The organism is Streptomyces sp. NPDC048825 (assembly GCF_043198355.1).
GTDB lineage: Bacteria > Actinomycetota > Actinomycetes > Streptomycetales > Streptomycetaceae > Streptomyces > Streptomyces xiangluensis.
In genome coordinates this window covers 110,710-132,935 of the sequence record NZ_JBICUR010000023.1, presented here as the reverse complement: position 1 = coordinate 132,935, position 22,226 = coordinate 110,710, and the positions used below count along the sequence as shown (strand labels likewise).

Genomic DNA, 22,226 nt, shown 5'->3' with positions numbered 1-22,226 from the left:
ACGGGGGTGCCGGAAGCGAATCCCCGCAGGCGCTCACACAGGGTGCTCACGTCCTGACGCACTGACGCCCGCCTGGCCACTCCCCACACCCTCAAGCCCCCGGCGCCCGGCCCGCCGGCTCCGGCGCCGCCTCCGCCTCGGGCGGCGTCACCGCGGGCCGACGGCGACGGACAACCGCCGTCAAACGCGTGCCCAGCGGCTCCGTGAAGCGAGCCGTCAGCGGACCGAGTACGACCAGGATCAGGACGTACGCCGTGGCCAGCGGCCCGAGGGACGGTTCGATGCCCGCTGTGACCGCAAGGCCGGCGATCACGATCGAGAACTCGCCGCGCGCCACCAGCGCGCCGCCCGCCCGCCAGCGCCCCTTCGTCGAGATCCCGGCCCGCCCGGCGGCCCAGTAACCCGTGGCGATCTTCGTGACGGCGGTGACCAGTGCCAGAGCGAGCGCGGGCAGCAGTACCGGCGGAATGCTGGCCGGGTCGGTGTGCAGGCCGAAGAAGACGAAGAACACGGCGGCGAACAGGTCCCGGAGCGGGGAGAGCAGATTGTGCGCGCCCTCCGCCACCTCCCCGGACAGCGCGATGCCGACCAGGAAGGCGCCCACCGCCGCCGAGACCTGGAGCTGCTGGGCGAGGCCGGCGACCAGCAGGGTCAGGCCGAGTACGACCAGGAGCAGCTTCTCGGGGTCGTCGCTGGAGACGAAACGGGAGATGAGGCGGCCGTACCGCACCGCGACCACCAGTACGAGCGCCGCCGCACCGAGCGCGATGGCCAGCGTGACACTGCCCGAGGCGAGGCCCGCGCCCGCCAGCAGGGCGGTGATGATCGGCAGATAGACGGCCATCGACAGGTCTTCGAGCACCAGGATGCTGAGGATCACGGGAGTCTCGCGGTTGCCGAGCCGCCCCAGGTCGCCGAGGACCTTGGCGATGACTCCGGAGGACGAGATCCAGGTGACTCCGGCCAGGACCACGGCGGCCACCGGACCCCAGCCGAGCAGCAACGCCATGGCGGCGCCGGGCAGGGCGTTCAGGGCGGCGTCGACCAGGCCCGCCGGGTACTGGGTCTTGAGGTTGGAGACGAGATCGCTCGCCGTGTACTCGAGCCCCAGCATGAGCAGCAGCAGTACGACCCCGATCTCGGCGCCGATCGCCACGAACTCCTCGCTGGTGCCCAGCGGCAGCAACCCGCCCTTCCCGAAGGCGAGTCCGGCGAGCAGATACAGCGGGATGGGCGAGAACGAGAACCGCCCGGCGAGGCGGCCGAGCAGCCCCAGGCTGAGGATGATGGCACCGAACTCGATCAGAAAGACCGCGGAGGTGTGCACTGCCGGGTTCACTCCCGTCCGAGTATCGCCGCGGCCGCCTCCACGCCCTCGCGGGTGCCGATCACGATGAGGATGTCGCCGCCGGCCAGCCGGAAGTCCGGCGGGGGCGAGGGGATCGCCTCCGCCCGGCGCAGCACGGCGACGATGGAGGCGCCGGTCTCGGTACGCATCCGGGTCTCGCCTAGATGCCGTCCGTTCCAGTACGAGGTGCCGGCCAGTTCGAGGCGTTCGGCCACCAGGCCCAGCTCGGTGGTGGAGAGCAGGTTCGGGCTGTGATGCGTGGGCAGCAGGGCGTCGACGAGGGCCGCCGCCTCCTTCGGCGTCAGATGCACGGACAGCGAGCAGGCGTCCGGGTCGTCCGTGCGGTATGAGCTGAACGTCCGGTCGCCGTCGCGGTGCGCGACCACCGAAAGGCGGCGCCGCTCACGTGTCGTCAGGTCGTAGCGCACCCCGATCCCCGGCAACGGCGTACTGCTCAGGCGTGGTGTGCCCATGGCTGATCCCCTGTCCGATCCGTACGTACGTGTCCACGGGGCTGTCTGCGCCCCACACACGCACCGTACGCAACCCGCATGAAGGACCGGCGCCCCTGGGCGGAACGCCGGCCTCCACGGTCAGCCGGTCACTTCGATCTTCCCGTTGGCCGCCTCCGCGGGTACGGCCGTCTTGCCCGCCGTGATCCCCTTCAGCAGCTCGGCGAGGTCAACTCCCGTGGTGGAGCTGAGGAGTTCCATGCCCTGCGCGACATTGTCGGCGACCGTGCGCGACAGCTGGCTGGCGCCGTCCGTCGAGATCACCGTCATCTTGTCCACCGCGGAGAGCGGCTCGGACGCCTTGGCGACGACCTGCGGCAGCACCTCGACGAGCATCTGGAGCACGGCCGCGTCGCCGTACTGCGCGAACGCGTCCGCCTTCTTCCGCATGGCCTCCGCCTGAGCGGCACCCGTCGCTCCGATCGCGGCAGCCTCCGCCTCACCCTCCAGCCGGACCGCCTCCGCGATCGCCGCACGCCGGGACCGCTCGGCCTCACCCTGCTTGAGGCCTTCGACGGCCTCCGCCTCGGCCAGCGCGGAGCGGCGCTGCTTCTCGCCCTCACCCGACAGACGCGCCCGCTCGGCCTCCGCCTGCGCGGCCGCGATGGCGGCCAGCCGCTCGGCCTCGGCCTGCTTCACGCGGGCCACCCGCTTGGCCTCCGCCTCCTGCTCGGCCTCGTACCGCCGGGCGTCGGCGGGCTTGCGCACCTCGGTGTCGAGCTGACGGTCCTTCAGTGCCGCCTGGCGCTCGGCCACCTTCTCCTGCTGGATCAGGACGTCCTGCTGACGGGCTGCCTCGGCGAGCGGTCCCGCCGCGTTGGCCTGCGCGGCCGCCGCGTCCGTCTCGGCCTTGATCTCGGCCTGCTTGAGGGCGAAGGTCCGCTGCGCGATCGCGATCTCCTCCTCCGCCTTCAGCCGCGCCTGCTCGGCGGCCCGGCGGGCCACCGCCTCCGCGATGTCGGCCTCCTGCTTGGCCCGCGCGGCCTCCGGGCGGCCCAGGTCCTCCAGGTAGGAGCCCTCGGTGGTGATGTCCTGGATCTGGAAGGCGTCGAGCACCAGGCCCTGCCCGGACAGGCTTGCCTCGGCCTCCTCCGCCACCTGCCCGGCGAACGCGGCCCGGTCCCGGATGATGTCCTCCACCGACATCCGGCCCACGATGGACCGCAGCGCGCCGGACAGCACCTCCTGGGTGAACCCGACGATTCCGCCCTGCTGCATCAAGAACCGCTGGGCCGCGGCGCGGATCGAGTCCTCGGAACCGCCGACCTTGACGATGGCCACGCCTTCGAGGTTGGCCTTCACCCCGCGCAACGTCACCGCGCCGCGCACCGAGATCGGAATGTGCCGCGAGGACAGGTCGAGGGTGAACTTCTGCTGCACGAACGGCACGACGAACACGCCGCCGCCGACCACGACCTTCTGGCCGCTGTTGTCGGTGAAGATGCGGCCGGTTTCCGGGTCGGTGGACTTCTTGCCGCGCCGCCCGGTGACGATGAACGCCTGGCTCGGTCCGGCCACCTTGTAGCGGGTGACGACGACGAGCGCGAGCAGCACGAGGAGTACGACGACTCCGACGACGGCGATGAGGACTGGACTCATGATGGCTTCCCCCCTGCCGGCCCCGTGGACGGCAGATCGGTGCGTACGAATGAAGTGCGGGATGTTGTCTGCGCGCGGGGTGTTGTCTGCGCGCGGGCTGTTGGGTGGCCGCCCGTGACCGTCCGGTCAGCGCTCGACCTGGCGGACCCTCACCGACGTCGTCGACAAGGTCCCCTCGACCCAGATTTCGGCGCCCCGCGCGATGGGAACGGCACTCTTGGCCGCGTACTTCACCGGCTGGCCCGCGAGATACAGCAGCACCTCGCCATAGCCGTCGGCCGGGATCGCGGTGACCACGGAGCCCGAGGAGCCCACCAGGTCCTCGCTGCGCGGGGCGGCGGCGGGCTCGTCCCGCATCAGGGCCCGGCTGAACCTCCAGGTCAGCCAGCCCGCCCCGGCGCCCGCGCCGACACCCACGGCGGTGGCGGGTCCGGCGCCGAGGCCCGTCGTGCCGAGCACGATGGCCCCGGCGAAGCCGAGCATCGAGATGAACCCGGCAATGACCGGCAGCGACAGCAGCCCGTCGAACAGCGCGTCCAGCACCCCGACCCCGTCGAACAGCCCTTCCAGCACTCCGTCGAAGACGAGCGCCAGGACGAGCAGGACGATCCCCGCGATGCCGAGACCGAGAAAGAAGGTCATGCGGTACGCCTCCCCCGTGTCCCCCGTGTACGCCGATCACCTCGGCGTGCGGGAATCATCTCAGACGTGTGCCTCATCGCACATTGCCGTACTCCGGCAGTCTTTACGCCGCCTTGATGCCGGTTCCGGCCCATGCACCGGGCTCCGGCCGCGGGCCAGGATGGCGGGGCAGGAAACAAGGGGAGCACGGGGGAACTACGGGGGACGGATACGGGCCCCGGTGACGGGGTGTCGAGGGGGAAGACACCAGCACCGGGGCCCGGTCCTGTGCCGTCTTCCGGCAGTGAACCACTCCCTGGCGGTCCACCCCAGCCGCGTATGCGTTAGAAAGGCGTCAACGGTTGATGATGTATCCGGGGGCGCTGATGGCGGGGCGGGACGTACCCGAGGAGTACCTCGACGGCTTAGCCGTCATCCTCGCGAACGCCTCCGCGACCGGCCGCCGGCTGACCCGCGACGAACTCGACTCCCGCCGTGCACTGGGCGAACGGGCCGCAGAGGCCGGGTACGGGCTCCGCGCCCTCGTCGGCGCGCATCTTGCCGCCGCCCGCGTCCACTGGCCGGCCGCGGGCCTCGCCTCCACGGACAGCGTGCTCGCCGCCGTCGAGCAGATCGTCGACGCCTTCGCGGAAGGGTACGAGCGGGCCCAGCGTCAGGCCGTGCGCCAAGAGGAGGCGGCGCGGCGGGAGTTCATCGACGACCTGCTGTACGGGCGCAGTGACCTGGGCCGGCTCGCCGAACGCGCCGAACGCTTCGGGTTGCGCCTCTCGCATGCACACGCCGTCGCCGTGGGGCAGGGCGGGGCCGGGTACGACGAGGGGGACGCCGTGTCCCGTGAGGTGGAGCGTGCGCTGATCGGCCGGTTCGGTGACCGCAGCATCCTCATGACGACCAAGGACGGGCGGCTCGTCTGCATCGCCCCCGGCGACCAGGACGAGGTCCTCGCCTTCTTCGCCAAGCAGGCGTACGCAGCGACCGACGGCGGCCAGGTCGCCATCGGCCGTCCGCAGCCCGGGCCCGGCGGGGTCGTCCAGTCGTACGAGGAGGCCCTGAACGCCCTCGACCTGGCCGAGCGCCTGGAGCTCGACGCCCCCGTACTCCGCGCCGCCGACCTCCTCGTCTACCCCGTCCTCACCCGCGACCGCCAGGCCATGGCGGACCTGGTGCTCAATGCCCTCGGCCCGCTGCGGCAGGCCCGCGGCGGCGCCCGCCCCCTTCTCGACACCCTCACCGAGTACTTCGCCTCGGGCTGCGTCGCCGCGGAGGCGGCCCGCCGGCTCTCGCTGAGCGTGCGGGCCCTCACGTACCGGCTGGACCGGATCCACCGGCTGACCGGCGCGAATCCGGCCGACCCGGGGCACCGGTACACGCTGCAGACGGCGGTGATCGGGGCGCGTCTGCTGGACTGGCCCGAAAAGGATTTCTGAGCAGGAGCCCTGAGGACGACGCCTGGGGGAGTCGCCGCCTGCAGCCCCGTACGGCAGGATTCGGGCCATGACCGAGCGAGCCACGACCGAGCGCGACCGCCCCATCCGCGTCCTGATCGCCGACGATCAGGACATGGTGCGTACCGGCTTCCGTTTCTTCCTGGACGCGCAGCCGGACATCACTGTGGTCGCCGAGGCGGCGGACGGGGAGCAGGCCGTGGCGCTGGCCCGTGAGGCCCGGCCGGACGTGTGCCTGCTCGACATCCGCATGCCGAAGATGGACGGTCTGGAGGCGACGCGGTTGCTGGCGGGCCCGGAGGTTCCGGACCCGATGCGGGTCGTCGTGGTCACCACCTTCGACCTCGACGAGTACGTCTACGGAGCCCTCCGCGGCGGAGCCTGCGGTTTCCTCCTCAAGGACTCCGGCCCCACGCTGCTCGCGGAGGCGGTACGTGCGGCCGCGGCGGGCGACTCCCTGGTCTCCCCCTCCATCACGGTCCGCCTCCTCAAACACGTCACGGCCCCCACGGCGCCCCCCACACAGGCCGCACCACCCCCGGCTCGGCCCCAAGAACCGCTCACCGACCGCGAGTTGGACGTCGTTCGCCTGGTCGCCCTGGGCCGCACCAACGCCGAGATCGCCGCCGACCTGTACGTCTCCCTCTCCACGGTCAAGACCCACCTGGCCAGCGTCCAACTCAAACTGGCCGCGAGGAACCGCGTCGAAATCGCGGCATGGGCCTGGCAGACGGGGGTGGCCTCCGCCGGTTGAACGATTGGGTTCGTGGGGGCTGGGTTCGTTTCCGGGTGCGGGTGCGGGTGCGTGGGTGGCTGGTCGCGCAGTTCCCCTCGCCCCTAAAGGGGCGCACCTGGAGCCGCCAGCTACCACGTGCCCGCACTTGCCCACGGCCCCGCACCCACCAACCACCCAGGGGCGCGGGGCTGTATCGATTTGCGGCTCCGCCGCGTGGGCGCGACCAGCCACAGAACACCCGCAGTCGCCACCGAACCGCCCCCCCCCCCCCGGAGGCGCCCCGCTCAGCCGCCGGAGGCAGTCGCGGCCCACACCATGCGCTCCGTGCGCACCGTCAGGTCGCCGCGCCGCAGGATGCTGTGCGGCCCCTCGGTGTCGAGCAGCCGGTCGAGGGCCCCGAGGTCCTCGGCCGTCAGCGCCTGGGCGGCACCGCTCCGCAGCCGGCGCAAGCTGCTGAGCGCGTAGCGGCCAACCGCGTCGGCGTGGGGCGGGCCATCACTCCGGGCACGCGCACGGTGACCATGGGACGAGGGGAGTAGACGGGCGGAGTAAGGGCGGTCCCGGAACTGTCGTGGAGCGGAGGGGTCAGGACGCCCGCGCAGTCGAGACAGTTGGTCTCCGTCCGCCGGGTGATCGATCCGCTACATGATCGGCCCGCCGGCTGAGCGGTCGAACCACCGGAAGCCGGGGGTAGTCATCCAGGTGACGTGTGCGCAAGGATGTGGTTATGACCGCGGCCCATCGCGCCATGGCTCTCCTGGAGAGCTGGCCGAACCTGGTAAGTGGCCCGCCCAAGTGCACCGTTGGGCATGCCTTCGCTTCGGCGGGACACGAGATCGTCCATTTCCACACCGCTGATTCCGCCGACCTCCACCTCACCTGCGCGGCGGTCGAACGTCTGCTCCCCCAGCTCAGCCACAGCAGCGCCATCCGCGTACGCCCCGGCGCCTCCTGGATCACCGTCCTCCTCGACTGCGACGCGGACGTAGAACTGCTGTTGGGCCTCGTGAGCGTCGCACTGAAGGAACACAGCGACGAGCAGGGCGAGGATCCGCGGCTCCGCCTGTCCCCGCCCTGCGACTGGGAACGCCCTGCGGAACTGCCGCCGGTCCCCGCCTCACGTCCGGGAGCGGCCCGCCGCATGGTCGACCGGCTCATCCCCCACGGGCACGGGCACTGACGTACGTACTGCCACAGGCACTCGTCACGGCGCCGTACCGGCCGGCCCCGTCCGCACCGGAGTCGGCGCCGCAGGGGCCGGCGTCGTGGACGCCGGCGTGGGCGCCGCCCCCACCACCGCCACCACCGCACCCGGATCAAGCCGCCGGTACAACCACTCCGCGTCGCCGCGGCGCAGCCCGATCCACCCCGTGGTGCTGTCGTAGTTGCCGGGCGCCTTCTCGTCCAGGATGAAGGCGACGATGTAGTTCGTACGGTTCTGGGGGGTGCGCAGCCGGATCACCCACGGCGCCTTCGTCTCGTACCGTCGCCCGAGTCCGAGCGTGTCGGTGGGCAGGGCTGCGACCTCGTACTTGCCGGTGACCGTCATACGGCCCGTCGGCGTCGGCGTCTTGGCCGCCCCCGCGGAGATGGGCAGGACGCGCCCCCCGACGACCAGTTCACGCCGGGAGAGGTTGACGGTCGCGGCGGGCACCGAGGCGGCGGCGGACGACGGCCCCGGCGCCTTGAGCGTGGCGGCGGGCGGTCTGGAGTGGCCCTCCTTCTTTCCGCCGATGAACGCCATGCTCAGGACCACCGATACGGCCGCCACCGCACTGGCACCGACCGTGGCCAGGGAAGCGTGACGGCGACGCCGGCGGCGTACGGCACGACGGCGGATCTCGGCGCCCGGGACGGGGGGCGGGCTCTCGTGGTCGTCGGCCCACTCATGGAGAGCGAGAGCCAGTTTGCGGTGGGACTCGGCGGGCCGGGGCTCATCGGACACGGTCGTCCTCCCTCTCAGCCAGTTCGTCGGCCTCGCTCAGCCGCCGCGCCAGCGCCGCGCGGCCACGGGCCAGCCGGGCCTTCACCGTGCCCACGGGCGCACCGGTTTCGGAGGCTACCTGTTCGACACTGAGGTCGCACAGATGGTGAAGTACGACGGCTCGGCGCTGCACCTCGGGCAGCTCCCGCAATGCCTGGACCAGCGCGGTCCGCTCGGGCCCCGGCCCCGGCATGTGCTCCGGCGGCACAGTGCGGCGCACCAGTTCCAGCCAACGCCTCGCCCGCCGCCAGCGGCTCACCGCGAGCCGCATCGCGACGGTACGGATCCACGCCTCGGGAGCCCCTTCGGCCAGGAACTCCCGCCGCCGGTCCCAGGCACGTACGAACGCCTCCTGGACGACGTCCTGCGCCTCGCCGTGGTCCCCGGTGAAGGCATGGAGCTGGCCGGTCAGCCGCGGGAACGCGGCGGCGTAGAACGCGTCGAACTCTTCCTCGGTCATGCCCCCGCCGGAGTCTGCGGGACGCCGTGCAGCCCGGTCGTCCCTGCCGCGTGTACGGGTCCCTGGGTCGGGTGTACGGGTCCCTGGGTCGCGTACATCGAAGCACAACACAGGAGTTGGCCGAGGGGCAGCCGGGGTCAGCGCTTCTCGTACGGGTTCGACGGCTGGTCGACGCGGTCCACAGACGTGGCGTTCAGGACCGGGCGAGCCTCGTCCGAACCGGGACTGCCGGTGCGGTGCCAGGTGCCGGTGACGGTGACCCAGGTGTCGCGGGCTGGGGCCTTGGCGCCGCGTACCTGAACCTTCAGGGGCTGGGCGTCGGCGGCGCAGCAGTTGACGAAGAGGCGGGCGACGTACCACGCGCCGTCGTCGTCCTTCGTCACGAAGCCGGTCAGCCGGAGGGTGCGTCCCTTCATGGAGGCGCCGCTGTCCCACTGCGCGCGCGACGCGAACGCGTTCAGCGTGAGCTCGACCGGGTCCCCCACCGGGAGCTTCGGAAAGGTCCCGACGCCCTGTGCCGCGACCTTCGCCTCCTCGCGCTCGGCGCTGTACGAGCCGAGGGCGGGCGGCGGGTAGAGGAGGAGGGCGAGGGCAGGGGCGGCGAGGAGCCAGGCGATACGGGGGCTGCGGGCGTGATCGTGACCGTGCCGGTCCTCGTGCCCGTCGTCGCCGCCCCGGTGGTCGCCGTCACCGTCGCCATGATCACGACTGCCGCCGTCACCGTTTTCACGCCTGACGAGGCCCAGTACTGCGAGCACAAGCAGCAGCACCCCGGAAATGACCAGATACGGCCGCAGCCCCTCCTTCACATACCGCAGATACAGCTCGCTGAAGAGGGACACCCTCAGCAGCGCCGCCCCGCACAGAAGCAGCAGCACGCCCTGCGTACGGAACCTCATAGCAGCCACCACCCCACACCCGCACTGCTCGCCACGGCCACGACCCATGTCACGGACGAGAACCGGATGGCGAAGGCCCGCCCGAAGGTCCCTGCCTGGAGGGCGAACAGTTTCAGATCGACCATCGGCCCGACGACCATGAACGCGAGCCGCGCGGTGGGCGAGAACCCGGTCAGCGAGGCCGCGACGAAGGCGTCGGCCTCGGAGCAGACGCACAGCACGACGGCGAGTACGGCGAGCAGCAGCACCGACAGCCAGGGCGAGCCGGTGAAGACGTCGAGCACGGAGCGCGGCACGAGGATGTTGAAGGTCGCCGCGGCAGCCGCGCCCAGGACGAGGAAGCCGCCCGCGTGCAGAAAGTCGTGCTGCAGCCCGTCCCGGAACCCGCGCCACCCGGTGGGGGACGCCCCCTTCCCGCTCGTACGCGGCCGGGGCAGCCACTCCTCCTTCCCGAACCGGATCCACAGCCAGCCCATCACCACGGCGGTGGCGAGCGAGGCGACGAGCCGGGCACCGACCATGGCCGGGTTCCCGGGAAAGGCGATGGAGGTGGCGACGAGCACGACCGGATTGATGGCGGGCGCGGACAGCAGAAAGGCCAGCGCGGCGGCGGGCGCGACACCGCGCCGCATCAAGCTGTCGGCCACCGGCACGGAAGCGCACTCGCACCCGGGGAGCACCACCCCGGCCGCCCCCGCGACGGGCACGGCGAGCGCCGGTTTCTTGGGCAGTACGCGGCTGAAGACCCGCTCCGGCACGAACGCCCCGATCGCCGCCGACACCGCCGTACCCAGCAACAGGAAAGGCATCCCCTGCACGGTGATGGCCGTGAAGACGGTCCACCAGGCCCCCATGGCAGGCGTAGCGAGATCGAGCGCGAACATCGGCCCGAGCACGGACCCGACGGTGACGATCGCGACGAGGGCAACGCCCCCGACGACGAGATACACGGCCCCCCGCGCAACAAGCCGCGCCCCGTCCCCCAGACTCCCTCGCTCCTCCACGCCCCTTGCTTCCCGCCTCACCCAGTCGTACGTCCGTACCTCCGTACGTCCGGGCAGATTAACCGGTGCTGCTCTGCGGGCTCCTCACTGCCTTGGCGTCAGGCACGCGCCACTGTGCCCGCGATCAGCGTGGCGACGGCGTTTTCCAGGGTGGCGCGCAGGTCCAGGCGGAGCCCGACCACGGTGGGGTCGGCTTCGTAGGCGGCGAGCGCGCTGGCGGAGGGCCGGCAGTAGGTCGAGAGGGCGCCGGCCAGGATCAACGTCATCATGGCCACCGTCCGGGCGCCGTCGCCGAGTTCCGGCACGTACTGGCGGATGAGGTCGGTCGCGGTCGTGATGCCGGCGACGGCGGACCGCTTGTGCCGCACCACGACGTCGACGGACACGTTGTGCTCCAGCGCATTGGTCTGTGCGTTGACGAGATCGAGCAACACCGTCTGGCCTGCGAGGGACGCGCTGAGTACCGCGGCCACCTGGTCACCACGTTCGCGCGCCGACAGTCGTGGGTCGACACCCTTGGCCAGTTCGTCCGGCACCTCCGCCAGCCATCTCGCCATGGCGCGCTCCAGCAGTTCGAAGAGCACCGCCTCACGGGACTCGAAGTAACGCAGGACATTCGACTTGGCCAGCCCGACCCGTCGGCTCAGCTCGTTGAGGCTCACGTCGGCCACCGGCATCTCGTCGAGCATCGCCGCCGCCGTGTCCAGGATCGACTGGCGCCGGATCTCGCGCTGCTCCTTACTGCGTGCCCGCTGGAATGTCATGCGCCCCAGTTTACAAACCAGCGGTCTCTTGACAGCAGACCATCGGTCTCTTACTGTCGAGCCTGTAAGAGACCAACGGTCTATAAGGAGATCGGCATGAAGTGGACTGAGCGTGACATCCCCGAACAGAAGGGGCGGGTGGCGGTCGTGACCGGCGCCAACACCGGCCTCGGCTTCGAGACCGCCCGTGCTCTGGCGGAACACGGGGCGACGGTGGTGCTGGCCGTGCGGGACGTCGAGAAGGGCAGGCAGGCGGCCGCCCGCATGTCCGGCGACGTCACCGTGCAGAAGCTGGACCTGACGTCACTGGAGTCGATCCGCGCCGCCGCGGACGACCTGCACGGAACACACACGGGGATCGACCTGCTGATCAACAACGCCGGTGTGATGTACCCACCGAAGCAGACCACGCGCGACGGGTTCGAGCTGCAGTTCGGCACCAACCACCTCGGCCACTTCGCGTTCACCGGGCTGGTGCTGGACCTGCTGCTCCCCGTGCCGGGCTCGCGGGTGGTGACGGTCAGCAGCGTCGCCCACCGCATCCGGGCCGCCATCCACTTCGACGACCTGCAGTCGGAACGGTCCTACAGCCGAGTCGCGGCCTACGGGCAGTCGAAGCTGGCGAACCTGATGTTCACCTACGAGCTGCAACGCCGCCTCGCCCTGCAGGGCACCACGAGCTCGGTGGCCGCACACCCGGGTCTGGCCAACACCGACCTCATGCGCAACTCCCCCGCCGCAATGCGGGTGATCAGCCCCGTGATCGCACCCCTGATGAGCCAGAAGCCGGAGATGGGCGCACTGCCGACCCTGCGCGCGGCCACCGACCCCGCCGTCCGCGGCGGCCAGTACTACGGCCCCGACGGGATGGGCGGCTACCGAGGACACCCGAAGGTTGTCGAGTCCAGCCCGGAGTCCTACGACCGGACAGTCCAGCAACGCCTGTGGACGGTCTCCGAGAACCTCACCGGCGTGAAGTTCCCTGTCTAGGCCTTGGGAAGGGCCGGCATCTCACTCGTTGGGGTGGCGCGGCTTTGCCGTCACATTCCTGGACTTCTTCAAAACCGCCTACGCCCTCCCCGACCTGCGCCGGGCCGAAGAGGCGATGGAGACGCTCCGGTTGGGCGAGTACATCGACGAGCGGGCTGGCGTCCTCAGCGGCGGTACCCGGCAGAAGCTGAACCTCACCCTGGCCCTCATGCACGACCCGCAGCTCCTGCTGCTGGACGAGCCCTACCAGGGCTTCGACTGGGACACCTACCAGCGCTTCTGGGACCTGGCCGCCCGGCTGTGTGGGGCCGGCCGTTCGATCCTCGTCGTCTCCCACCTCGCCTACGACGCCGAACGCCTCGACGGGCGCTGTCACGTTGTTGGGTGGGCGGTGTCTGATGGTGCGTCGCGGCGTGGTGGAGCCCGGTTCCGGGCTCCTCATCGAGCCAAAACGGTGAGGTGCGTGGTCCGCGCATCAGACCCCGTGACCTGCAACTTCTCAGTGCCCAGTGCTCACTGTTGCCGGAATGTCGTGAGCGCGGCAATCAGTTGCCGCGATGCCGATGTGGGTTTGCCCTGGCGCTCGCCAGCCGTGACGTGGTCTCTCAAGAGTTCCAGGTCCTGCTGCGCGACCTTGCCGCCATGGTGGAACGCGGAGAACTCCTGCCAGTCCAACGGCACGGCCTGCTCCTCGTAGGCCATCACGGTTCGGGTCAGACTGTGGTCACTCAACTGCGTGGCCACAGCCTGGCCCGCAGGACCGTACTCGTCGAGGGAGGTGATCTCCCGCGCCGCCTCGACGGCAAGATCCCAGATGTCCTTGTGATCGGCGTACTGTGCGGCAGGCGGCCACCCCATCAGCTCACCCGCCGCGAAGGTGGGAAGTATGAGGGCCACGTGCAGCTGGAGTTGCATGTGGTCGATGATCTCGCAGCGCGAGACACCGCAGGCGTCGTAGAGCGACTTGAAGCGTGCCGCGGCAGCGGGAAACCGGTCCTCCATCGCGAAGCCCATTTTGCCGAGATGACGGTAGGCCATATCGGCTTGCGCCAGGAGCTCGGCGTCCGTGGGCGGGTGTACCGGAAGACCGGCGGAGGCGACCTGGTGGGCCAGCACGCCGAGCAGTCCGCTCACGACGCGCTCCTCAGCCAGCCCGAGGGCGTCGAGGACATGCTCGCGCAGGCCGAAGCCGACGCCGCCGAAGATGACCGTGGCGGAGGTCTCGCGCACGGCTGCGCCGAGACGGTTCAGTAGTTCGGTGCCCTCGGCCGAACGCGAGGAAGCACCATCGAGAGTGACGATGACGTAGTCGTAGGACCGCTTGCCGACTTCCGAGACATCGGAGAGGACGCTGTAGCCGGAGAAGAGCTTCAGGTTCGCGTCGTCGTAGGAGTACAGCCTCCGGGGTCGTGACAACTCCTTCACGCGTCCGGGGCGCACCAGAAACGTCACTTCGGCGCCGGCTAACTGCAGGTGGTATCCGGATATGACGCCCATCGCTCCTGCGCCGACGAGCAGGACCTGGGGGGTGGACGGTGTGTCGTGCGGCACGTGCTTCCTTATCTCTGGAGCAGGTGGATTTCTCAGGATTGGCGCGTCATACGACGACCGTGCGGATCTGCTCTCCTGCATCGAGGGCTCGGATGGCGTCGTTCACCTCGTGGAGCGCGACTCGGCGGGTGACCATCGAGGCGAGGTCGAGGCGTCCTGTCTCCGCGAGTTCGATGATCAGCGGGATGTCGCGCCGGGCCTGTGTGCCGCCGTAGAGGCTGCCGCACAGGCGCTTGTCGTCCGAGGCGAGTTGGAAGGCGGACATGGTGATCGTCGCGTCGACGGACGGCATGCCGACCAGTGCGATGGTCCCACCGCGCCGGGTCGCCTCCCATGCCTGGGTGATGGTCGTGGGGTGCCCCACCACCTCGAACGTGTAGTCGGCGCCACGCCCGCCGGTCAGACGTCGGACTTCGTCGGCCAGGTCCGTGGCCGCCGGGTCGATCGTGTCCGTGGCGCCGGAGCCCAGTGCGGCCGAGCGCTTGTTCTCCAGGGGGTCGATCGCGATGATCCTGGCGGCTCCTGCGATCCGCGCGCCCTGGATGACGGCCTGGCCGACGCCGCCGGAGCCGATCACCGCGACGCTCGATCCGGGCTTCACCTTGGCAGTGTTGAACACCGCGCCCAGGCCGGTGGTGATCGCGCAGCCGATCAGCGCGAGTTGTTCGTCCGGCAGGTCGGTGGTCACCCGGACCACGCTCGCCTCGTGCACGGTCATCGCCTCGGCGAAGGTACCAAGGCCCAGGAAGGCCGGAACCTCGGTGCCGTCGGCCCTGGTCACGCGTGGTGCCGAGGTCATGGCCTGGCTGTTGTCGCACAGGTGGGTCATGTCGCGGACGCAGTACCAGCAGGTGCCGCACACGGCACCCACGGTTCCGATGACCCGGTCGCCGACGGCGACCGAGGTCACCTCGGAGCCGATCTCCGTCACCACTCCGGCGCCCTCGTGGCCGAGGACGAGGGGCAGTGGCAGGGGCAGTTGGCCGCCCAGAACGGCGACGTCGGTGTGGCAGACCCCGCTCGCGCCGATCCGTACGTCGACGTCGTGCGGGCCAGGGGGGCGGGGATCGACTTTCTCGACCGACAGGTGGTGGCCGTGTTCGAGACCAAGTGCAGCCAGCATGTGTGCTCTCTTTTCGTGGTGTGAAAGGGAGGGGTGGAGGGTGGCGCTTGCGGGGGCTACGCGGGTGGCAGGACGGGTTTCGTCTGGGACGACGTAGGCTTCCGCGCCTTCGTGCTGCTGGCGGGGGCCGCGGTCTCGGTGCGGGCGTGGGCACCGAACCGGACCAGGTCGGCCGCACGTTCCGCGAGCATGATCGTCGGGGCGTTGGTGTTGCCGCTGGTGACGACCGGCATGATCGAGGCGTCGACCACGCGGAGGTTCGCGATGCCGCGTACCCGCAGCTGGGGGTCGACGACGGCTGTCTCGTCGACGCCCATCTTGCAGGTGCCCGAGGGGTGTTTGCCGGTGAATCCCGCTACGCTCAGGTACTTCTTCAGGTCCTCGTCCGTGGTGGCCGAGTCGCCCGGGACACGTTCCGATACGACGTACTTCTTGATGGCCGGCTGCCGGAAGATCTCGCGCGCCAGTTTGACGCCGGCCAGCAAGCCCGCCATGTCGTCCGGGTGCCCGAGGAGTTCATGGCGGATGACGGGGTCGTCCAGCGGGTTCGCCGACCGCAGTCCAACGGATCCGCGGCCGCTCGGGTGCAGGAAGGCCGGCATGACGCTGACCACGGGATACGGGTCCGGTGCCATCGTGTGGACCTCGTGCCCGAGGCCGTACTCGTCGGCGACCTCCTTCACCTTGGCCGAGACGCCCATCACGAGCATCTGCATCTCGATGTCGCACCATTCGGCGGCGTCGGAGGAGTTCGCGAAGAGGATGGCGTGGTTGAACCCGCTCGTCACCGCCCCGCGGCGGCGGAAGAGGAAGTCCAGGCCGTGCCTGGCCATGCCCAGCGGTGTGAGGTCCATGTTCAGGGTCCGCTCGGTGACCTCGTACTTGAGCTGGGCGTGCGGGTGTTCCATGAGGTTCTGCCCGACGCCCTGGAGGTCGGCCTTCACGTCGATGCCGTGCTCGCGCAGTGCGTCCGCCGGGCCGATGCCGGAGAGCATCAGGATCTTGGGGGAGGCGATGGCCCCCGCGGAGAGGATCACTTCGCGTTCCGCGTGGACGCGCAGGGTGCGGCCCTTGCTGACGTACTCGACGCCGACGGCTTTCCCGTCCTCCACGAGGATCCGGGTGACGTGCGCGTGGGTCGTCACCGACAGATTCCGGCGGCGGCGGGCGGGGGACAGGTAGGAGCGGGCGGTGCTCGCGCGCATGCCGCCTCGCTGCGACACCTGTCCGGTGGCCACGCCGTACTGGTCGGCGCCGTTGTAGTCCTTGTTGTGCGGCAGGTCCGCCTGCTGGGCGGCGTCGACGAACGCGGGGATCAGTTTGTTGTCGATCCGCATGTGGGACACGCGCTGGGGCCCGCGTTCACCGCGGTACTCGTCGGCGCCGTCCTCCCAGCTCTCGGCCCGCCGGAAGTACGGCAGCACGCTGTCGTAGTCCCATCCGTCGCAGCCCTGCGCCGCCCAGTTGTCGAAATCGGCCCGGTTTCCCCGGACCCACACCATGGCGTTGATGGAACTGCTGCCGCCGAGCACCTTGCCCGCGGCCCAGATGTCCTGGAAACCGTTTCTGGAGGCGTCGGCTTCGGCCTGGTAGCCCCAGTCCCACTCCTTCTTCATCCTGATCATCCCGGCCGGGAACCGGATGGGGTAGTGGAGGTCGTGCCCGCCGGCCTCCAGGAGCATCACCGTTGTCGACCGGTCCTCGGACAGGCGGTTCGCCATGACGCACCCCGCCGAGCCGCCGCCGATCACGACATAGTCGTAGGTCTCTCTGCCTGAGAACTGCCGCTTCGCCATTTCCGCCCGCCTTCAGTGGAATTTCGTACTTCCTTGGTCACGTGCCTGAGTAAGGCCCGCTTGTCTTCCGCTCATTCGTCGCGGCCGTGCCTGCTCTCTCCAGCACGCACTCGACTCCGGCCGTGACGAACGAGGTTTCTGTGCCGAGCGTCAGCAGGCGGAAGCCCATGTCGGCGTAGCGCTCGGCGAACAAGTCGCTGCCGGCGTGAATGCCGACGATCTTCCGGGCGGCTTTTCCCGCGTCGACCACCGCGTGCAGGGCGGGTTCCAGCTCCGGGCTTGCCGGGAACTGCGCGGGTCCCAGGCTGAGGGAGATTCCGAGGTCGGCCGGGCCGACGTACACGCCGTCGACGCCGGGGACCGCGAGGATGTCCTCCACCGACTCCAGTCCCTGGCTCGTCTCGATCATCGCCAGCAGCAGCGCGTGCTGCGCCAAATGCTCCGGATCGCGCGGGAGATGGGGCGCTATGGGGCCGTAACTGCGGTGTCCGTGCGGGGGGAAGCGAACGGCGGCTACCGCGGCCCGGGCCTCCTCGGCGCTGTTCACCGTCGGCACGATCACGCCGTCGGCGCCGCCGTCGAGCACGCGCCCGATCAGCTCGGGGCGGTTCGCCGACACCCGCACCAGGCGGCCGGCGGCCGTCGGTTGGGCGGTCGCTGTCATCCGGGCGGCCTCTGCCTCGCAGGCCATGCCGTGCTGGCAGTCGATGCCGACGTAGTCGAGCGCGGATGCCGACAGTGCGGCGAGCAGGTCGGGGGAAGGGCGGGTCAGCCAGGCCCCGAGGACGGGACGGTCCTCGGTCAGGATGCGGTCCCGGATGCGGCTCGCGGCGGGTACTGAAAGGGGATCGGTCATCTTTGTCCCATCCGTTACGTCCGGCGGTCGAGGCCGCTGCCTGGCTTGCGTCGGCACATGCGCCGCGCGAGTCGGGTGCGGCGGTGGTGGTCTCAGACGACGCCGGCCATCGGCGTCGGGGTGGCGACGAGTGAGCGCCGGGCCGCGATCTCGCGTGGCATGTCGCAGGCGACGAGGCCGCGCAGTAGCCCGTCCCGTGCGTAGGCGAGGACGAAGCGACGTTCCTCGAAGCTCCCGTCGAGCAGCGTCGTGTCGTCCTCACCGCTCACGCTGCCCAGGATCTGGATCTTGTGCTGGTACTGGTCGGACCACACGTACGGGATCGGGTCGTAGGTCGGTGCCGTGGCTCCGTCCAGCAGGTTCGCCGCGAGCACGCCGGCCTGTTCGGCGGCGTTGGTCCAGTGCTCGATGCGCCGGGTGGCCCCGAAACGCTCGCTCGGCCACGCCGCCACGTCGCCCGCGGCCCAGACGTGGCCTCCCGCGCCGGCGACCCGGCAGCGGTTGTCGCACAGCACACCGTCGGACAGGTCGAGTCCGCTGCTGTCGAGCCAGTCGGTGCGGGCAAAGGCGCCCACCCCGACGACGACGAAGTCCGTCTCGATCCGGCTGCCGTCGGACAGCGTCACAACCGGTCGGCCCCCGCGCTCATCGACGTCGGCGACGGTGACCCCGAGCCGGAAGTCGACTCCGTTGTCCCGGTGCAGCTCGGCGAGCATGGCGCCGACCGTGGCGCCCACTCCGCGCAGCACGGGGGCGGGCGCGGGCTCGATGACCGTCACCGCCAGACCGCGCCCGCGGGCGGAGGCCGCGACCTCGCAGCCGATGAACCCTCCGCCGACGACGAGGAGGTGGTGGGCCTCGTCGAGGGCGCCGCGGATGCGGCGTGCGTCGGCCGCCGTCCGCAGGCGCGCCACGCGCTCGCTGTCGGGCAGTCCAGCAAGTGAGCGGGCAGCCGCGCCGGTGGTGATGACGATGTGGTCGGCCTTCACGGTGGAGCCGTCGTCCAGGAGGACGCTGCGCTCTCGCAGGTTCAGCGCGGTCGCGCGCACGCCCAGACGCAGCTCCATGCCGTCGTAGAAGCCTTCCGGCTCCAGCCGCTTCACCGGTACGGGGTCCGGCGCCGTCAAGTACTGCTTGGACAGCGGCGGTCGGTCGTAGGGGAGCTCGTTCTCCTCCCCTATCAGTACGAGTCGGCCGTCGAAGCCGCGGCGTCGCAGCGCTCGCAGCACCCGCGCGCCGGCCAGTGACGCGCCCACGACGGCGATCCGGGGCGGCACGCTCACTCCCGCACCGTGATCGCGCCCAGCGGGCACGCTGCCGCGGCGTCCTCGACCGCGTCCCGCAGCGACTCCGGCGGCTCGACCTGCAGCACCTTGAGCGCCCCGTCCTCGCCGAAATCGAAGACCGACGGGGCGATTCCGATGCACACCGCCTGGTGCTCGCACAGTTCCGGGTCGACGTCGACCTTCATGTCCCGCTCCTTGTGTCGATGAGTGGTCCCCTGCCGGTGCCGAGCCCCGGGCACGCCGGGAAGGAGGGGGGCGCGGTGCCGGCAGGGAAGATGAACTAGCGTGTCGCCGCGAGCCGGGACGCGTACAACTCGGTGGCGTTGCCCCTCAGGATCCGGTCGCGGTCCTCGTCGGCGAGCGCCGGGAGGATCTGGTCCGGGCGGGCGGCGCTCCACACCGGATAGCCGCTGCCGTAAACGAGCAGGTGCGCCGCGTCGGTGCGCCGGGCCCACTCCACGACGGTCTCCGGCTCGGAGTCCGGCGGCCCTTCGAGCCTGTTGGTGACGAACCGGACGTGCTGCCGCAGGTAGTCGCTGGGCATCTGCTTCACCCAGGGCACCTCGGTGCGGGTGATCGGCCAGTCCATGTCCATCCGCCACATCGCCGGGGTGAGCATGTCGAAGCCGCCGTCCGCGAACACGATCCTGAGATCCGGGAAGCGGTCGAAGGTGCCCTCGGCGATGAAGCTCGCGAGGTGGAAGAAGAACCGGTCGCGGTGGAGGGCGCTGAACTCGATGTGGGTGCGCGGCAGTCCGGTCATGGTCGGGAAGTACTCGACGCCCACGCCCCCTTCCGCCTTGATGGCGACGGGCAGCCCGTGCTCGGCGGCCGCCTTCCAGATGGCCAGGTAGTACCGCTGGCCATAGGGGTGGTGGGACTCCAGCGGTACGCCGACCTGGACCATCCGCGGGTGGTCGGCCCAGCGCTCGATCTCGGCGACCGCGCCCTCGGGGTCCATGGGGTTGATCCGGATGGTGCCGAGGAAGCGCGGTCCGTCCGTCTCGTCCTGGAGCCAGGTCGCCGCCTGCCACTCGTTGTAGGCCGAGCAGATGGCGCTGCCCTGGTCGGCCGCCGGCTGCAGGCCGCGCAGCGTCGGGTTGAGGACCGCCTGTGCGACGCCGTTCGCGCGCAGGTACTCCTGGGTGCGCGCGGGGACCGAACCGGGCTCCCGGGCGGTGTGGGTGCCGGCCGGGGTGGTCACCACCTCGCCGTCGGGCCGGGACTGTTCGAGCCACTCGCCGAAGGGCGGGATGCCGGTGGGCGTGGGGTGGAAGAACCGGTTGGGCGAGTTGTACACCAGCCCGTCGTAGGGCTGCCGGAGGTAGTCGTGGATCTGCTGCGGGGTGAGCATGCGCGGGTGCACGGCCGCGTCCACGACGCCCTGGGTGTCCGTCGCCATCTCTACACTCCTTCCAGGATGACCAGGCCGTCCTCGACCCGGACGCGGTGCATGCGAATGCGTTTGGTGCCGACCTCGGAGACGCCGTCACGGAGGTCGAACTCCCAGCCGTGCCAGGGGCACTTGAGGATCTCGTCCTCGCCGCTGACCTCGAACTGGTACGGCTCCGAGGGCTCGATGACGGGATAGCGCTGGCCAACGCACAGCGGACCGCCGCGGTGGGGGCAGTAGTTGGTCACGGCGCGGAACTCACCGCCCACGTTGTAGACGCCGACGCCGAACTTGCCGACCGGGACGAACTTCGAACTGCCCGGCGGGATTTCCTCGACCGTGCCGACGACATGGGAGGTGGGGGTACTCGTCACGGGTTGACTCGTCATGTGATTGCTTCCTCCGCCCTTAGTCCGCCGACTCGATCCACGGCGTCTCGGCATTGCCGTGACCTGCCGCCGCTGCCGCGAGGGCCGCGTAACGCCGCTCCCCGGCCTCCTTGCGCGGGTTCTCCGGCACGATGTCGTCCAGGTAGTCCCGCGGACGCTGCGCCGGCAGGCCGTACGTCTCCAGCGCGTTCTTCGCCATCACGCGGTCCCGCCATGCCTCGGGCAGCTGCTGCGTCACCCACGGGGCGGGATCGAAGTCGTAGTGCGGGTAGTCGGAGCTGAAGACGATGGTCTCCTCCGCGCCGCCCCACTCCATGAAGCGGGCGAGGTCACCGCGGCCGGGCGGCTCGCACAGCGGCTGCGTGGCGAAGCGGACATGCTCCCGGATCACCTCGGAGGGCCGCCGGCTGGACTGCGGGACCTCGGCCCGCAGCTCCTCCCACTGCCGGTCCAGCCGCCACAGCAGCGGGCCCACCCACTCGCAACCGCCTTCCACGGCGACGAACTTGAGATTCGGATAGCGCTCGAAGACGCCCTCGAACACCGTGCTCGTCACGTGGCAGATGTAGGTGAAGATCCAGTTGGGCAGGACCTCGACGTGATACGAGGGGAAGCCGACCGGGGTCATCGAGCGGATGCCCGAGTGGCGGTACAGGTGAGTGGCCAGCGGTAGGTCGTGCCGGGCCGACGCCTTCAGCAGGGGTTCGAACTGCGGCGCTCCGAAGGGGACGAAGGAGTCCGCGAGCATGTAGGACTGGATGAAGGCGGGGTGGCCCGCCCACCGCTCGACCTCACGGGCTGCGGCCTCCGCGTCCATGGAGGACACCTGGATGGAGCCGAAGAACCGGCCGTGCCGGTTCGCTTCGCCCTCCAGCCAGTTCGCGGCCAGCCAGTTGTTGGTGGCCGCCGCTTGCGCGACGTCCCACTCGGCGTCCCAGTGCCGGGGCCGGAAGAACAGCGGGTTCATGATGCAGTAGTCGACCCCGTTGTCCACGCACAGCTGCTTGGCCAGGAAGTCCGGATCGCTGCCGGAGCCGCCCCGCGGAGGCGTGGCGTAGCCGCCGGGGCCTCCCATGCCCTGATTGCCGCCGGTGTTGGAATGAGGGGTGTAGAGCAGGAAGCTCAGGGGGACTTCCTCGCGATACCTGGTGAAGTACCGGCTCCGGAACGGCTCGGGATAGTGCTCGATGAACTCCTCCATGGAGCCCGGCACAGGGTGTACGTCACAGTCGACGACCCGGACCGGGACCGTGGCCGGCGATGCTTCGCGGCTCTCCGCAGAGACCATCACTTTCCGCCTCTCTGCTGTTCGTTCATGTCTGTCGAGGACCGTCGTCGAGGAGATCCGGTCTCTTCGTGATCAAAGTTTCGATCGAGATGAGGCGCGATGTGCGCAGTGCGCGGGCGGTCGCTCCAGCGGCCCGCGCGTCCTGCCGTTACGACGACGAA

Annotated in this window: 22 protein-coding genes and 2 pseudogenes; 5 read left to right on the top strand and 19 right to left on the bottom strand. The window is 70.4% G+C overall.

The window, feature by feature from the left end; translation table 11 throughout:
• Positions 1 to 91: 91 nt before the first annotated feature.
• The 4 genes from ACGFNK_RS39700 to ACGFNK_RS39685 form a co-directional block, all read right to left on the bottom strand.
• Positions 92 to 1,327, bottom strand: a complete 1,236-nt coding sequence (locus ACGFNK_RS39700; RefSeq protein WP_393424397.1) for a cation:proton antiporter — start codon at positions 1,325 to 1,327, stop codon at positions 92 to 94.
• An 8-nt stretch (positions 1,328 to 1,335) separates the two neighbouring features.
• Positions 1,336 to 1,821 carry a cation:proton antiporter regulatory subunit gene (locus ACGFNK_RS39695; protein ID WP_393424264.1) on the bottom strand — a complete coding sequence of 162 codons (486 nt, stop codon included), beginning with the start codon at positions 1,819 to 1,821 and terminating at the stop codon, positions 1,336 to 1,338.
• A gap of 120 nt (positions 1,822 to 1,941) precedes the next feature.
• On the bottom strand, positions 1,942 to 3,459 hold the full coding sequence (locus ACGFNK_RS39690) for a flotillin family protein (RefSeq protein WP_393424261.1): 1,518 nt from the start codon (positions 3,457 to 3,459) through the stop codon (positions 1,942 to 1,944).
• A gap of 126 nt (positions 3,460 to 3,585) precedes the next feature.
• The gene (locus tag ACGFNK_RS39685; RefSeq protein ID WP_393424258.1) at positions 3,586 to 4,101 is read right to left on the bottom strand and encodes a hypothetical protein; all 516 of its coding nucleotides are present in this window, start codon (positions 4,099 to 4,101) and stop codon (positions 3,586 to 3,588) included.
• 365 nt (positions 4,102 to 4,466) lie between these two features.
• On the opposite strand from ACGFNK_RS39685, the gene ACGFNK_RS39680 reads away from it, so the two are divergent.
• Both ACGFNK_RS39680 and ACGFNK_RS39675 read left to right on the top strand, forming a co-directional pair.
• On the top strand, positions 4,467 to 5,528 hold the full coding sequence (locus tag ACGFNK_RS39680) for a PucR family transcriptional regulator (protein ID WP_393424394.1): 1,062 nt from the start codon (positions 4,467 to 4,469) through the stop codon (positions 5,526 to 5,528).
• Between the two features lie 67 nt (positions 5,529 to 5,595).
• Positions 5,596 to 6,300: a response regulator gene (locus ACGFNK_RS39675; protein ID WP_393424255.1), complete on the top strand. Its 705-nt coding sequence runs from the start codon at positions 5,596 to 5,598 to the stop codon at positions 6,298 to 6,300.
• Positions 6,301 to 6,566: 266 nt separating this feature from the next.
• Here ACGFNK_RS39675 and ACGFNK_RS39670 read toward each other — a convergent pair.
• Positions 6,567 to 6,764 (bottom strand): annotated as a pseudogene (locus ACGFNK_RS39670) (SAM-dependent methyltransferase); the annotation flags it as partial.
• A gap of 245 nt (positions 6,765 to 7,009) precedes the next feature.
• Between ACGFNK_RS39670 and ACGFNK_RS39665 the strand changes: the two are divergent.
• Complete coding sequence (locus tag ACGFNK_RS39665; RefSeq protein ID WP_393424252.1) at positions 7,010 to 7,462, top strand: luciferase family protein; 453 nt, start codon at positions 7,010 to 7,012, stop codon at positions 7,460 to 7,462.
• A 24-nt stretch (positions 7,463 to 7,486) separates the two neighbouring features.
• Here ACGFNK_RS39665 and ACGFNK_RS39660 read toward each other — a convergent pair whose 3' ends face one another.
• The 5 genes from ACGFNK_RS39660 to ACGFNK_RS39640 all read right to left on the bottom strand — a co-directional run bounded on the left by ACGFNK_RS39660 (position 7,487) and on the right by ACGFNK_RS39640 (position 11,393).
• Positions 7,487 to 8,227, bottom strand: a complete 741-nt coding sequence (locus tag ACGFNK_RS39660; RefSeq protein ID WP_393424249.1) for a L,D-transpeptidase — start codon at positions 8,225 to 8,227, stop codon at positions 7,487 to 7,489.
• Positions 8,217 to 8,726, bottom strand: a complete 510-nt coding sequence (locus ACGFNK_RS39655; protein ID WP_393424246.1) for a SigE family RNA polymerase sigma factor — start codon at positions 8,724 to 8,726, stop codon at positions 8,217 to 8,219. Before ACGFNK_RS39655 ends, ACGFNK_RS39660 begins: the two co-directional genes overlap by 11 nt.
• Positions 8,727 to 8,863: 137 nt before the next feature.
• Positions 8,864 to 9,625: a TIGR03943 family putative permease subunit gene (locus tag ACGFNK_RS39650; protein ID WP_393424243.1), complete on the bottom strand. Its 762-nt coding sequence runs from the start codon at positions 9,623 to 9,625 to the stop codon at positions 8,864 to 8,866.
• Complete coding sequence (locus ACGFNK_RS39645; protein ID WP_393424240.1) at positions 9,622 to 10,575, bottom strand: permease; 954 nt, start codon at positions 10,573 to 10,575, stop codon at positions 9,622 to 9,624. Before ACGFNK_RS39645 ends, ACGFNK_RS39650 begins: the two co-directional genes overlap by 4 nt.
• Before the next feature lie 152 nt (positions 10,576 to 10,727).
• Complete coding sequence (locus tag ACGFNK_RS39640) at positions 10,728 to 11,393, bottom strand: TetR/AcrR family transcriptional regulator (RefSeq protein WP_393424237.1); 666 nt, start codon at positions 11,391 to 11,393, stop codon at positions 10,728 to 10,730.
• 96 nt (positions 11,394 to 11,489) lie between these two features.
• Here ACGFNK_RS39640 and ACGFNK_RS39635 point away from each other — a divergent pair, with 96 nt between their 5' ends.
• Complete coding sequence (locus ACGFNK_RS39635; RefSeq protein ID WP_393424234.1) at positions 11,490 to 12,383, top strand: SDR family NAD(P)-dependent oxidoreductase; 894 nt, start codon at positions 11,490 to 11,492, stop codon at positions 12,381 to 12,383.
• 58 nt (positions 12,384 to 12,441) lie between these two features.
• Positions 12,442 to 12,795: pseudogene (locus ACGFNK_RS39630) on the top strand (ATP-binding cassette domain-containing protein); the annotation flags it as partial.
• Between the two features lie 101 nt (positions 12,796 to 12,896).
• Here the strand turns inward: ACGFNK_RS39630 and ACGFNK_RS39625 are convergent.
• From ACGFNK_RS39625 to ACGFNK_RS39585, 9 genes are all read right to left on the bottom strand, one after another.
• Complete coding sequence (locus tag ACGFNK_RS39625; RefSeq protein WP_393424231.1) at positions 12,897 to 13,934, bottom strand: ketopantoate reductase family protein; 1,038 nt, start codon at positions 13,932 to 13,934, stop codon at positions 12,897 to 12,899.
• Positions 13,935 to 13,980: 46 nt separating this feature from the next.
• Positions 13,981 to 15,057 (bottom strand): zinc-binding dehydrogenase, encoded by a 1,077-nt coding sequence (locus ACGFNK_RS39620; protein WP_393424228.1) that lies wholly within the window; start codon positions 15,055 to 15,057, stop codon positions 13,981 to 13,983.
• A 56-nt stretch (positions 15,058 to 15,113) separates the two neighbouring features.
• Positions 15,114 to 16,853, bottom strand: a complete 1,740-nt coding sequence (locus ACGFNK_RS39615) for a GMC family oxidoreductase (protein ID WP_393424225.1) — start codon at positions 16,851 to 16,853, stop codon at positions 15,114 to 15,116.
• A gap of 37 nt (positions 16,854 to 16,890) precedes the next feature.
• Complete coding sequence (locus ACGFNK_RS39610) at positions 16,891 to 17,709, bottom strand: HpcH/HpaI aldolase/citrate lyase family protein (RefSeq protein ID WP_393424222.1); 819 nt, start codon at positions 17,707 to 17,709, stop codon at positions 16,891 to 16,893.
• A gap of 92 nt (positions 17,710 to 17,801) precedes the next feature.
• Positions 17,802 to 18,992, bottom strand: coding sequence for an NAD(P)/FAD-dependent oxidoreductase (locus ACGFNK_RS39605; RefSeq protein WP_393424219.1), 1,191 nt, complete (start codon positions 18,990 to 18,992; stop codon positions 17,802 to 17,804).
• The gene (locus ACGFNK_RS39600) at positions 18,989 to 19,180 is read right to left on the bottom strand and encodes a ferredoxin (protein ID WP_393424217.1); all 192 of its coding nucleotides are present in this window, start codon (positions 19,178 to 19,180) and stop codon (positions 18,989 to 18,991) included. The genes ACGFNK_RS39605 and ACGFNK_RS39600 overlap by 4 nt, the downstream gene beginning before the upstream one ends.
• A 95-nt stretch (positions 19,181 to 19,275) precedes the next feature.
• The gene (locus tag ACGFNK_RS39595; protein WP_393424214.1) at positions 19,276 to 20,397 is read right to left on the bottom strand and encodes an amidohydrolase family protein; all 1,122 of its coding nucleotides are present in this window, start codon (positions 20,395 to 20,397) and stop codon (positions 19,276 to 19,278) included.
• Positions 20,398 to 20,399: 2 nt separating this feature from the next.
• Entirely contained in the window at positions 20,400 to 20,777 is a 378-nt protein-coding gene (locus ACGFNK_RS39590; protein WP_393424211.1) for a Rieske (2Fe-2S) protein, read from the bottom strand.
• A gap of 19 nt (positions 20,778 to 20,796) precedes the next feature.
• Entirely contained in the window at positions 20,797 to 22,065 is a 1,269-nt protein-coding gene (locus ACGFNK_RS39585; protein ID WP_393424208.1) for an amidohydrolase family protein, read from the bottom strand.
• Between the last annotated feature and the right edge of the window lie 161 nt (positions 22,066 to 22,226).